The organism is Proteus sp. fly-1013, assembly GCF_040140245.1.
Classification (GTDB): domain Bacteria; phylum Pseudomonadota; class Gammaproteobacteria; order Enterobacterales; family Enterobacteriaceae; genus Proteus; species Proteus mirabilis_B.
Genome location: NZ_JBEEWD010000001.1, coordinates 141,834 through 154,264 on the forward strand (window position 1 = coordinate 141,834; position 12,431 = coordinate 154,264).

Annotated in this window: 11 protein-coding genes; 9 read left to right on the forward strand and 2 right to left on the reverse strand. The window is 39.8% G+C overall.

Going from position 1 to position 12,431, the window contains the following annotated elements; genetic code table 11:
* Positions 1 to 256: 256 nt before the first annotated feature.
* Genes modA through modC form a run of 3 tightly spaced genes read left to right on the forward strand, consistent with a single transcriptional unit; the run spans position 257 to position 2,795 of the window.
* Entirely contained in the window at positions 257 to 1,027 is a 771-nt protein-coding gene (gene modA / locus ABN236_RS00645) for a molybdate ABC transporter substrate-binding protein (RefSeq protein ID WP_075672737.1), read from the forward strand.
* A 17-nt stretch (positions 1,028 to 1,044) separates the two neighbouring features.
* Entirely contained in the window at positions 1,045 to 1,737 is a 693-nt protein-coding gene (modB, locus tag ABN236_RS00650; protein WP_036938363.1) for a molybdate ABC transporter permease subunit, read from the forward strand.
* Positions 1,731 to 2,795, forward strand: a complete 1,065-nt coding sequence (gene modC / locus ABN236_RS00655; RefSeq protein ID WP_088493389.1) for a molybdenum ABC transporter ATP-binding protein ModC — start codon at positions 1,731 to 1,733, stop codon at positions 2,793 to 2,795. Before modB ends, modC begins: the two co-directional genes overlap by 7 nt.
* Positions 2,796 to 2,871: 76 nt before the next feature.
* Here the strand turns inward: modC and ABN236_RS00660 are convergent, their stop codons facing one another.
* A complete protein-coding gene (locus ABN236_RS00660) occupies positions 2,872 to 3,693 on the reverse strand; it encodes a pyridoxal phosphatase (protein ID WP_349473155.1) in 822 nt (273 codons plus the stop codon).
* 149 nt (positions 3,694 to 3,842) lie between these two features.
* On the opposite strand from ABN236_RS00660, the gene pgl reads away from it, so the two are divergent.
* Positions 3,843 to 4,832 (forward strand): 6-phosphogluconolactonase, encoded by a 990-nt coding sequence (gene pgl / locus ABN236_RS00665; RefSeq protein ID WP_349473156.1) that lies wholly within the window; start codon positions 3,843 to 3,845, stop codon positions 4,830 to 4,832.
* Between the two features lie 75 nt (positions 4,833 to 4,907).
* On the opposite strand, the gene bioA is transcribed toward pgl, so the two are convergent.
* Positions 4,908 to 6,182, reverse strand: a complete 1,275-nt coding sequence (gene bioA / locus ABN236_RS00670) for an adenosylmethionine--8-amino-7-oxononanoate transaminase (RefSeq protein ID WP_349473157.1) — start codon at positions 6,180 to 6,182, stop codon at positions 4,908 to 4,910.
* A gap of 103 nt (positions 6,183 to 6,285) precedes the next feature.
* Between bioA and bioB the strand changes: the two genes are divergently transcribed.
* The 5 genes from bioB (at position 6,286) to uvrB (ending at position 12,382) form a co-directional block, all read left to right on the forward strand.
* Entirely contained in the window at positions 6,286 to 7,323 is a 1,038-nt protein-coding gene (gene bioB, locus ABN236_RS00675) for a biotin synthase BioB (RefSeq protein ID WP_036912109.1), read from the forward strand.
* The gene (gene bioF, locus ABN236_RS00680; protein WP_349473158.1) at positions 7,323 to 8,486 is read left to right on the forward strand and encodes an 8-amino-7-oxononanoate synthase; all 1,164 of its coding nucleotides are present in this window, start codon (positions 7,323 to 7,325) and stop codon (positions 8,484 to 8,486) included. The genes bioB and bioF overlap by 1 nt, the downstream gene beginning before the upstream one ends.
* On the forward strand, positions 8,461 to 9,225 hold the full coding sequence (gene bioC / locus ABN236_RS00685; protein WP_318619603.1) for a malonyl-ACP O-methyltransferase BioC: 765 nt from the start codon (positions 8,461 to 8,463) through the stop codon (positions 9,223 to 9,225). Before bioF ends, bioC begins: the two co-directional genes overlap by 26 nt.
* Positions 9,218 to 9,901, forward strand: coding sequence for a dethiobiotin synthase (bioD, locus tag ABN236_RS00690; RefSeq protein WP_088493383.1), 684 nt, complete (start codon positions 9,218 to 9,220; stop codon positions 9,899 to 9,901). Before bioC ends, bioD begins: the two co-directional genes overlap by 8 nt.
* Positions 9,902 to 10,372: 471 nt before the next feature.
* Positions 10,373 to 12,382, forward strand: a complete 2,010-nt coding sequence (gene uvrB / locus ABN236_RS00695) for an excinuclease ABC subunit UvrB (protein ID WP_088493382.1) — start codon at positions 10,373 to 10,375, stop codon at positions 12,380 to 12,382.
* The last annotated feature ends 49 nt before the right edge of the window (positions 12,383 to 12,431 follow it).

Consider the following 12,431-nt stretch of genomic DNA (forward strand, 5'->3'; position numbering starts at 1 on the left):
TATCGACTTGTTATGGATTGATTAATAAATTTTATTTTTGGTCACAGGTTATATGCTCCTAGCAACTCATTCACTTGTCGCCTAGCTGTGACTTGAATTATTTAGAGTATATAAGTTTATCTATCTTCATTTTCTGTTTCTTTTTAATGGTTATATTTATTGATATATAACCAGTTTCTAACATCTAATCCTTTCATTTTACGCTGTATCTTGGTATATACAGCGTGTCATCCTTTAATTTAAGTGGAATTAGAACATGAAAAAATTATCAGGCAAGTTACTTGCTGGCGCAGTTATCTCTTTTGCTTTAGTAAGCCAAAGTTTTGCATCGGAAAAAGTAACGGTATTTGCTGCCGCTTCTCTTACCAATGCTCTTAATGAAATTTCGGCACAATATAAGCAAGAAAAGCAAACTGAAGTTGTTGCATCTTATGCATCTTCTTCAACGCTGGCTCGCCAAATTGAACAAGGCGCACCTGCAAATCTGTTTATTTCAGCAGATCAGCAGTGGATGGACTACGCAATCGATAAAAATTTAATGGTTGCAGATTCACGTCATACACTATTAGGTAATGATTTAGTACTCATTGCCCCTAAAGATAGTAAATTAAATGACGTTGTTATTAATAAGGAAACCAAATGGAAATCCTTACTTAATGGCGGAAAACTAGCCGTTGGCGATCCTGACCATGTGCCTGTTGGTATCTATGCAAAAGAATCATTAGAATATTTAGGTGCATGGGATACAGTAAGCCCAGATATGGCGCGTACTAATAACGTGCGTAGCGGTATGGCGCTGGTTGAACGTGATGAAGCACCATTAGGTATCGTATACGGTTCTGACGCGGTTGCGAGTGATAAAGTGAAAGTGGTCGGCGTATTCCCAGCTGATAGCCACAAACCTGTTGAGTATCCAATGGCAGTTGTAAAAGGTCAGGACAATAAAGCAGTTCGTGATTTTTATGACTATCTGAAAACACCTCAAGCCGCAGAAATCTTTAAGAAATACGGCTTTAGCCCACTGTAGGAATTATACTTTTGGAGATGTTAAGTGAATACGAATGGCAAGCCATCATACTAAGCCTTAAGGTATCGACTGTTGCAGTTATTATCAGTCTACCTTTTGGTATTTTTATGGCTTGGCTTTTAGTTAGGGTACGTTTTCCCGGTAAATCATTGCTTGATAGCATTATTCATTTACCTTTAGTTCTACCTCCTGTTGTGGTCGGTTATCTTTTACTGATCAGTATGGGAAGACGTGGATTTATTGGTGAATGGTTATATGACTGGTTTGGTTTTAGCTTTACCTTTAGTTGGCGAGGCGCAGCACTTGCATCCGCAGTCGTTGCATTTCCACTGATGGTAAGAGCTATCAGATTAGCATTAGAAGCTGTCGATCAACGTATGGAACAAGCGGCGAGAACCTTAGGGGCTTCACCGATACGCGTCTTTTTTACCATAACGTTACCTTTGTCTATGCCAGGGATCATCGCAGGAATTGTGTTGGCATTTGCGCGCTCATTGGGAGAATTTGGCGCAACAATCACTTTCGTCTCCAATATTCCGGGGGAAACAAGAACTATTCCTCTGGCAATGTATACCTTAATAGAAACACCGGGAGCGGAAATGGATGCCGCCCGTTTATGTGTTATTGCAATTATTTTGGCGCTCGTCTCTTTAATGGCTTCAGAGTGGCTAACTCGTTGGGGTCGTAAAAGATTGGGGGGCGTATGCTAGAGATGAATTTTAAACAGACGCTAGGATCACTGCGTCTGGAAGTCAATACTGAACTACCAACAGAAAGTATTACCGCCGTCTTTGGTTTATCCGGAGCGGGCAAAACTTCACTGATTAATGTGATTGGCGGTTTAACCAAGCCAGATTCAGGACGGATTGTATTAAATAATCACACACTGGTTGATACTGAAAAGAAAATTTATCTACCACCTGAAAAACGTAAAGTGGGTTATGTATTCCAAGATGCGCGACTGTTTCCGCATTACACCGTAAAAGGAAATCTGCTTTACGGTATGTCGCCGACAATGAAAGTACAGTTTGATCGCATTATTCATTTGTTAGGGATTGGTCATTTACTCTCTCGTTTTCCGATCACCTTATCGGGCGGTGAAAAACAGCGTGTTGCCATAGGGCGAGCGTTGTTAACCGCACCTGATATTATGCTAATGGATGAGCCTTTAGCATCGCTTGATTTACCGCGCAAACGTGAATTACTGCCGTATTTAGAAAAGCTCTCACAAGATGTACAAATTCCTATTTTGTATGTGAGCCATAGTCTTGATGAAATTATTCGACTTGCAGATAACGTCATTGTGATGGATGCAGGAAAAATTAAGGCGACAGGCAAGCTGGAAGATGTATGGGCAAGTAGTGCACTACGCCCGTGGTTACAAAAAGAGACACTCAGCAGTATCGCGAATGTGATGGTGGTAGAACATCATAGCCATTACGATATGACAGCAACAGCTTTTGGTAACCAAGTACTGTGGTTGCCTCAAATCGAGACTAAAATTGGTCGTGATGTGCGTGTCCGTATTGATGCTTCTGATGTGTCATTAACAACGACTCGTCCATCAAATAGCAGTATTCGTAATATTTTGCATATGAAAGTGGTTGAAACCATTAAAAATGATGGCCAAGTTGATGTGAAACTTGTCAATGATGGTAATTATTTATGGGCGAGGATCACGCCTTGGGCAAAAGATGAATTGAATATTCAAGAAGGGCAGTGGCTTTATGCGCAAATAAAGAGTATTTCGCTAAGTCGTCATCTTTGATTTATTAGTTGCCTTTGTTGATAAAAAAACCTCATCTTTGATGAGGTTTTGTCTTTTGGGAAAGGTGAAAATAGGACTAAGACAGAATATATTTATGAATAGTCTCAGCAATACCCGGCTGTGAATTCACCTTTGTGACCATTTTAGCGCGAGCTTTCACTTCATCTGAAGCATTACCCATTGCAACACCTAAGCCCACATGTTCTAACATGCTAAGGTCATTAAAGTTATCACCAAAAGCAATAACATCACTCATATTCATGCCATTCGCTTCAACCCAGCGTTGTAAACGGCGGCCTTTACTGTTGCCTTTTTTAGCGATATCGACTTGATCAACCCAAGACCATTCGCATTCTAAACCGACTTGCAGCTCAATTTTTTCAACTAAAGCGCGTAATTCATCATGATCAGGCGTTGTTGTCGCAATTTTCCAAATGGCATTAACATCATGCATAGCTTTATAAAAATCATCGACTTTGATTAAATTTGGACGCTGTGCGGTAGGCAATGTTTCTGACCATTTTAAAGTACGTTGTACTGGGGCTGATAGTTGGTCATACATCATTGCATCATCAGCATAAACTAAGTGATGTACATCTGTTTGTTTAACGAGATCTAATACTGCGCTGGTTTCTTGGGTAGTTAATGGATCGGATTCCAGTACCTTTTTACCAATATAGTCATAAAGGTAAGTCCCATTACAGCAAATCGCAGGGGTATCAAGATCGAGTGCTTGATAGAATGGATGAATAGCAACATGATGACGACCTGTTACAATTAAGACTTTAACACCTGCTTTTCTTGCAAGATTGAGTGCTTCTAAAGATTCTGGCAGGATACGTTTTTGGTCATCAAGCAGTGTGCCATCAAGATCCAAAGCAATAACGCGATATGACATAAATAAGCCCCTTGATAGTATTAAGATGCAATGTCGTTGATGGTACACGTTAACCAATAAAAGATAAACTAGCTTAATCGTGACAGGTTATCGTTAGTTGTTCTATTATTCTTTATAAATCAATGGGTAATCTGTTTTAAGGAGAAGGGATGAAACAGGTAGTCTACGTAGCAAGTCCAGAGAGTCAGCAAATCCATGTTTATGCATTAAACACCGAAGGTGAAATGGATTTATTGCAGGTTGTTGAGGTTGCAGGGCAAGTACAACCGATGATTGCGAGTGCAGATGGAAAATACCTTTATGTAGGTATTCGTCCTCATTTTAGTGTGGTGACATTTGCGATTGCTGTCGATGGTCAATTAGAACAAAAGGCTATCACTTCCATTCCAAGTACTCCTGTTCATTTGTGTTTAGATAAAACAGGGCGTTTCTTATTTGTTCCTTCCTATCATCAAGGCAATTTGGCTGTTTTACCTATTAATGAGATAGGGGTCCCTCAATCGCCTATTCAAATTATTGAAGGATTAAATAAGCCTCACTCATCTAATATCGATTGGAATAATAAGCAACTGATTGTTCCTTGCTTAGGTGAAGATCATATTCGTTTATTTAATTTATCAGAAGACGGTCGTTTAACAGAGGCGGGAACTGAAGAGCTGACAACCGTACAAAACGCAGGCCCTCGTCATATGGCATTTCATCCTAATGGGGATGTGTTTTATTGCCTTAATGAATTAGATGCGACAATCAATGTATATCGTCGTATGGGGGATTTATATCGTTTAATGCAAACTGTTGATATTGTCCCTGAAACATTTAACAGTACCCGTTGGGCGTCAGATATTCATATCACACCTGATGGCCGTTTTCTTTATGCGAGCGAGCGCTCAGAAAGCTTTATTTGTGCAATGGCAATTTCAGAGGCGGGCGATTATCTACAACCTGTGGGTTATTACCCAACGCAAACACAGCCTCGTGGTTTTAATCTTGATAACACAGGTAATTACCTGATTTCTTGTGGTCAAAAATCAGATTTTGCTTCTGTTTCTCGTATTGATAAACACACTGGCGCATTAACTGAATTAGCCTGTTACCCAGTAGGTAAAGGCGCAATGTGGGTTACCGTTGTGACGAAATAACTGTCACAGTATAAAAATTACTGTAAACCTCTAGCAGAATATTGCCTTGCTAGAGGTTTATTTTTTATGAAAGGTTTATGAGAGATTAACCACTTTTTCAATAGCTTGAGTGAGTTTAGTGAGGCTTGCCAGTGGCATAATAAATGGTGGCATAATATAAATCAGTTTGCCAAAAGGTCTGATCCAAACTCCTTCATCCACAAAGATTTTTTGTAATTTTGCCATATTGACGGGCTCGTTCATTTCGACCACACCAATCGCACCTAAAACGCGTACATCTTTGACACTTTTAGCCTGTTTTAACGGCAATAGCTCACGTTTTAGTTGTTTTTCAATTTCTGCAACTTGGTTTATCCAATCGCCTTTTGCTAATAGAGATAAACTGGCATCAGCAACAGCGCAAGCTAAAGGATTTCCCATATAAGTAGGGCCATGCATAAAGCATCCCGCATCACCTTGGCTGATAGTTTCTGCAATATGGCGTGTAGTTAAAGTGGCTGATAAAGTCATATATCCACCTGTTAATGCTTTACCTACACACATTATATCTGGCGATATTTCAGCATGTTCACAGGCAAACAGCTTACCTGTTCGACCAAAACCAGTGGCTATTTCATCTGCAATTAATAACACATCAAATTCATTACACAGGGCTCTTGCGTGTTTTAAATATTCAGGATGATAAATTCGCATTCCGCCCGCACCTTGAACAATAGGTTCAAGCATAACGGCAGCAATTTCTTGACGATGTTGCTCTAACGTTGAGCGTAATGAGTTGATATCAGCCGGCTCCCATTCTTCATAAAAACCTGTTTTTGGTGCATCCACAAAGAGATGATTAGGCAAGTAACCTTTGTACAGACTGTGCATGGAGTTATCAGGATCACACACTGACATAGCACCAAAGGTATCGCCATGATAACCCTGTTTTAACGCCACAATACGTTGACGTTTTTCGCCTTTAGCCTGCCAATATTGCAATGCCATTTTCAGCGCGACTTCAACGGCAACTGAACCAGAATCCGCCAGAAATATGCATTCGAGAGGTTCTGGTGTTATCGCTAATAATTTTCGACAAAGTGATACTGCTGGTGGATGAGTAATGCCGCCAAACATCACATGAGACATATTGCTTAGCTGTGTGGTGACGGCATTATTGAGTTCTGGGTGATTATATCCATGAATTGCAGCCCACCATGAAGACATTCCATCAATCAATTTTCTACCATCAGCCAAGACTAATTCAACGCCTTTTGCACTGACGATAGGGTAAGCAGGCAACGGATTACTCATCGAAGTGTATGGATGCCAAATGTGGCGTAAATCGAAAGCGATATCTTCAGGTGTCATTATATTTTTCACTTAATCATGTAAACCAATGGTGATCAATTTTAGTTGACATGATAACCCTATTATTTAAACTGGCAATCACTTTTAAAAAGGAGATTGTATTGTGAGCGCACTAAAACGTTGGACACTAAAAGAAGCCAGAGCACTGTTTGATATGCCATTTTTAGATTTGGTTTTTCAGGCACAACAAGTTCATCGTCAACATTTTGACCCTTCACAAATCCAAGTGAGTACGTTGCTTTCCATTAAAACAGGGGCTTGTCCTGAAGATTGTAAATATTGTGCTCAAAGCGCGCGGTATAAAACGGGATTAGAAAAAGAGCGCTTAATGGAAGTGCAGCAAGTGATTGAATCTGCGAAAAAAGCTAAAGCAGCAGGTTCAACGCGTTTTTGTATGGGAGCCGCATGGAAAAATCCTCATGAACGCGATATGCCTTACCTTGAGCAAATGGTAAAAGAAGTTAAAGCGCTGGGTATGGAAACCTGCATGACACTTGGCAAATTAGATGATTCACAAGCCAACCGCTTAGCAGATGCTGGGTTGGATTTTTATAACCATAACCTTGATACCTCACCTGAATTTTACGGCAGTATTGTGACAACACGTACCTATCAAGATCGCTTAGATACGCTTGATAAAGTACGTAATGCCGGTATTAAAGTGTGTTCTGGCGGAATTTTAGGGTTAGGCGAGGAAGTTAAAGACAGAGCTGCAATGTTGGTGCAATTAGCGAATTTGCCACAGCCTCCTGAAAGTGTGCCGATCAATATGCTTGCCAAGATAAAAGGAACACCACTTGCAGATAACGAAGATGTCGATCCTTTTGATTTTATTCGCACTATCGCCGTTGCCCGTATCATGATGCCTCGCTCTTACGTGCGTCTTTCGGCAGGGCGTGAGCAAATGAGTGAGCAAACGCAAGCATTTTGCTTTATGGCTGGGGCTAATTCTATTTTTTATGGTTGTAAATTATTAACGACAACGAATCCAACCGAAGATAAAGATCACCAGTTATTCCGTAAATTAGGCTTAAACCCTGAACGACTAGCAGTATCTATGGGTGACAATCAGCAAGAAGAAGCTTTGATGCAAGCTGTTGCCAATAAAGACACAGAACAATTTTATAACGCGGCACTGTAATGAGCTGGCAAACCTATTTAGATGAACAACTTAATGCGCGTAGAAATACGCCATTATGGCGAAAACGCAAAGTGATCAAACAAGCGGATGGGCGTTTTTTGATCACTATTTCAGGTGAAAAATACCTTAATTTTTCAGGCAATGATTATTTAGGCATCAGCCAGCATGCGGACGTTATTAAAGCATGGCAACAAGGTGCTGATGAGTATGGTGTAGGTAGCGGTGGATCAGGGCATATCACAGGATTTACACAAGCTCATAAGCAATTAGAACAGCACCTTGCAGATTGGTTAGGTTACGATAATGCACTGTTATTTTCATCCGGTTACAGTGCTAATCAAGGTGTCATTTCGGCATTACTTGAAAAAGACGATGCAATTATTGCAGATAAACTTTGTCATGCTTCGCTAATGGAAGCCGCAGTATTATCACCTGCTACATTATGGCGATTTTTACATAACTCTCCTGATTCTTTATCTCAACGACTTAATAAAACATCAGCTAATAAAACCTTTGTGGTAACAGAAGGGGTATTTAGTATGGATGGAGATAAAGCACCATTAAGAGAAATAGCAACAATAAGCAAAAAACATCATGCATGGTTAATGGTCGATGATGCACATGGTATTGGTGTTTTAGGTAAAGAAGGGCGAGGCAGTTGCGATGATGCAGGAATTAAACCTGAAATATTGGTAGTCACTTTTGGTAAAGCGTTTGGTGTTAGTGGGGCTGCCGTGCTTTGTAATAAGCCAACCGCAGAGTTTTTTGAACAATATGCTCGTCATCTTATTTACAGTACATCAATGCCACCGGCACAAGCCATAGCCTTAAACTCTGCTCTGAATGTTATTAAGCAAGCGGATAATGAGCGAGAATATCTTCAACAATTAATTGATACCTTCCGCCAAGGTGTAATTTCACTTCCGGTTAAATTATTACCTTCAAAAACCGCTATTCAGCCATTAGTTATTGGTGATGAACAATTGTGCCAAACACTTTCAGATTATCTGCAATCTAAAGGACTTTGGGTAAAAGCAATTTTCCCGCCTACCGTACCTCCTCAAAGTGCACGTTTACGAATAACGTTAACCACTCGCCATCATCTTTCAGATATTAAGCTGTTAATCGAGACGCTTCATGCTTTCTTCAGTCAAAACAGATAAACAACGTATAGCTCAAACCTTTGGTAAAGCCGCTGTTCATTACGATAATCACGCTAATATTCAGCGCTACAGTGGTAATAAATTAATGGATTTAGCACGTCATGATAGTGGCAATATTGTGTTAGATGCTGGATGTGGAACAGGATATTTCAGTCAAAAATGGAAACAGCAAGGCAAGTTTGTTATTGCACTGGATTTGTCACACTCCATGCTACAGGTGGCAAAACAACAACAGCGAGCTGATGGTTACTTACAAAGTGATATCGAACATTGCGCGATTGCACCACAAAGTGTGGACATTGTATTTAGTAATTTAGCGATGCAATGGTGTGAGGATTTATCTGGTGCTATTAAAACATTAATGAATACAGTCAATGTAAAAGGTGCACTTTATTTCTCAACACTCACTACATTGACACTGCAAGAAGTCAGAGATGCTTGGCAATCTCTTGATAAACACCCTCATGTAAATCCTTTTTTATCGCTTCACGATATTGAGAAAGCGTGTCGTGGTTTTCATTGTCAATTTTCTACTGAAACTGTCACAGAACAATACGACTCATTACATGCGCTCTTTGCTTCTTTGAAGGGGGTTGGTGCTAATTTTGTGCAGGGTGATCGACAAAAAGGGTTAATGACACGACAGAAATTTCGTGCACTAGAAAATGTGTGGAAAACAGAATCAGGTAAATATTTACTTACCTATCAAATTGTTATAGGGAAAATATCACATGGCTAAGACATGGTTTTTAACAGGTACAGATACAGAAGTAGGGAAAACCGTGGTAAGTAGCGCTCTATTACAATGTGCGGCGCATCAAGGATATCAAACTGCGGGCTATAAACCTGTTGCTTCGGGAAGTGAGTGGCTAAATGAAGGTTTACGTAATTCAGATGCATTGACACTGCAAAAATTCAGTTCGGTAAAATTAGATTATCAGCGTGTTAACCCTTACTGTTTTGAAACGCCTACATCGCCCCATATTGTTAGCCAAGAAATGAATCAGCCTATTGATTTTGATGTGATGTCAGAAGGGTTGTCTTACTTAAAGCAGCAAGCTGATTGGGTTTTAGTCGAAGGGGCTGGTGGCTGGTTTACACCATTATCAGAAAACCAATTTTTCTCTGACTGGGTTATCAATGAAAAGCTACCTGTTATTTTGACTGTAGGTGTTAAATTGGGTTGCATTAATCATGCGTTATTAACGCAACAAGCAATTATTCAGTCTGGTTTAACATTGGCGGGTTGGGTTGCGAATGAGGTTGAGCCAGCAGGGCGATATCAGAAAGAGTATCTGGCAACATTAAAACAGCATATTAAAGCGCCATTCTTAGGCAAAATACCCTATTTAAATGAAGTAAAAGAGCATGATTTTACTCCTTACCTCGATCTTTCCTGTTTAAAACTAAGTTGATAGGTCGTTATTAAGTAAATTATAAAAGTCTATTTTTTATACCAATAAAAAAATAAAAAAAATAAATTTCGCCAATTTTGAGGGATATTTTAAGGTAGAAAAAAAGACGTAACCTACCGAGAGATAACAACTTTGTGTAGTTATCCACTATTCCTGTGGATAACCTTGTGAATTACCATTATAAAAATACTCTGAATAGAGAGAATACAAGGCATTGCTAAAGATTGGCGTTATTCTCAACTTTTATTTTTAATTCTTATATATCAATTAATTAAATAAAATCAATAGAGCGAATGATGTCAGTGTGTCTCTTTGAATAATTCACAAAAAAGGGGGTTGCTTTTTGAAAAAAATCCCAGTTCCAAAACTGGGGATAACTTATGCTAATTATTCATACAAATTTTATGAGATAGAGATTGAAGCTGGATTTTTATCCAGTATCATAAGGAGTGTCAGCGAGGAGAAGAAAATATGAGCAAAGATTTTAAACTGCATTCTGAATTTAAACCGGGTGGCGACCAACCTGCCGCTATTACCTCACTTTGTGAAGGATTAGATGATGGTCTTGCTCATCAAACTCTTTTAGGGGTAACTGGTTCAGGTAAAACCTTTACGATTGCCAATGTGATTGCCAATCTAAATCGTCCGACTATGGTGCTTGCGCCAAATAAAACATTGGCAGCACAGCTTTATAGTGAAATGAAAGAATTCTTCCCTGAAAATGCAGTGGAATACTTTGTTTCTTATTATGATTATTATCAGCCTGAAGCGTATGTTCCAAGCTCTGATACCTTTATTGAAAAAGATGCTTCTGTTAACGAACATATCGAACAAATGCGTCTATCAGCCACTAAAGCCTTGCTAGAACGTAAAGACGTTATTGTTGTGTCATCAGTTTCTGCTATCTACGGTTTGGGTGATCCTGATAGCTATTTAAAAATGATGCTTCATTTGACTAACGGCATGATAATCGACCAACGTGCCATTTTACGTCGCCTCGCTGATTTACAATATACACGCAATGATCAAGCCTTCCAGCGCGGTACATTTCGAGTTCGTGGTGAAGTGATTGATATCTTTCCTGCTGAATCTGATGATTATGCATTACGTGTTGAGCTCTTTGATGAAGAAGTCGAACGTCTTTCACTGTTTGATCCTTTAACTGGGCAAATTCACTACAATGTGCCTCGTTTTACTGTTTACCCCAAAACGCACTATGTCACCCCGCGTGAGCGTATTCTTGAAGCGATGGAAGAAATTAAAAAAGAACTCGCAGATAGACGCAAAGTGCTTTTAGCTAACGATAAACTTGTAGAAGAGCAACGTGTGACACAACGTACTCAATTTGATCTCGAAATGATGAACGAATTGGGATATTGCTCCGGTATCGAAAACTATTCCCGCTATTTATCAGGTAGAGGTCCTGGTGAGCCACCACCAACCCTGTTTGATTATCTTCCTGCTAACGGTTTATTAGTGATTGATGAATCACACGTTACTATTCCTCAAATTGGTGGAATGTATAAAGGCGACCGCTCACGTAAAGAAACCCTAGTTGAATATGGCTTCCGTTTACCTTCTGCACTTGATAACCGCCCATTACGTTTTGAAGAGTTTGAGGCGTTAGCACCACAAACTATTTATGTTTCGGCAACGCCGGGTAAATATGAGCTTGAAAAATCAGGTGATGAAATTGTCGAGCAAGTTGTAAGACCGACAGGTTTACTTGACCCCATTGTCGAAGTGCGACCAGTTGGAACGCAAGTTGATGATTTACTTTCTGAAATTCGTATTCGTGCGGCAAAAAATGAACGTGTACTGGTCACAACACTGACAAAACGAATGGCTGAAGACTTAACAGAATATCTTGAAGAGCATGGCGAGCGTGTTCGCTACTTACACTCTGATATTGATACTGTTGAACGTGTCGAAATTATTCGTGATTTGCGCCTAGGTGAGTTTGATGTCTTAGTGGGTATCAACTTACTTCGAGAAGGTTTGGATATGCCTGAAGTCTCTTTAGTGGCGATTTTAGACGCTGATAAAGAGGGCTTCTTACGTTCAGAGCGCTCATTGATTCAGACAATTGGTCGTGCAGCACGTAACCTTGAAGGTAAAGCGATTTTATATGGCGATAAAATTACTGATTCAATGGCGAGAGCCATAAGTGAAACAGAACGCCGTCGTGAGAAACAGCAACAATTTAACCTTGAGCATGGCATTGTGCCTAAAGGGTTAAATAAGAAAGTGGGCGATATCCTTAAGATTGGTCAGCCTTCTCAAGGACGTAATAAGAAAGGGCATAAGGCAGCGGATATTCATGAAAATTATCCGTTGTTGTCAACGGCTGAATTGGAGAAAGAGATCCAACGCTTAGAAGCCGAAATGTATCAATATGCAAAAGATCTTGAATTTGAGAAAGCGGCGAGTACTCGTGATAAGTTGCAGGCATTACGGGCTCAGTTTATTGCTAACTCTTAATCAGAGAAATTAAGTTCACAAATTGATAAAGGGATATCCGTATTTTTAC

Coding starts and splice junctions, on each gene's coding strand:
- modA (WP_075672737.1), top strand. CDS start 257: ATGAAAAAATTATCAGGCAAGTTACTTGCTGGCGCAGTTATCTCTTTT.
- modB (WP_036938363.1), top strand. CDS start 1,045: ATGTTAAGTGAATACGAATGGCAAGCCATCATACTAAGCCTTAAGGTA.
- modC (WP_088493389.1), top strand. CDS start 1,731: ATGCTAGAGATGAATTTTAAACAGACGCTAGGATCACTGCGTCTGGAA.
- ABN236_RS00660 (WP_349473155.1), bottom strand. CDS start 3,693: ATGTCATATCGCGTTATTGCTTTGGATCTTGATGGCACACTGCTTGAT.
- pgl (WP_349473156.1), top strand. CDS start 3,843: ATGAAACAGGTAGTCTACGTAGCAAGTCCAGAGAGTCAGCAAATCCAT.
- bioA (WP_349473157.1), bottom strand. CDS start 6,182: ATGACACCTGAAGATATCGCTTTCGATTTACGCCACATTTGGCATCCA.
- bioF (WP_349473158.1), top strand. CDS start 7,323: ATGAGCTGGCAAACCTATTTAGATGAACAACTTAATGCGCGTAGAAAT.
- bioC (WP_318619603.1), top strand. CDS start 8,461: ATGCTTTCTTCAGTCAAAACAGATAAACAACGTATAGCTCAAACCTTT.
- bioD (WP_088493383.1), top strand. CDS start 9,218: ATGGCTAAGACATGGTTTTTAACAGGTACAGATACAGAAGTAGGGAAA.
- uvrB (WP_088493382.1), top strand. CDS start 10,373: ATGAGCAAAGATTTTAAACTGCATTCTGAATTTAAACCGGGTGGCGAC.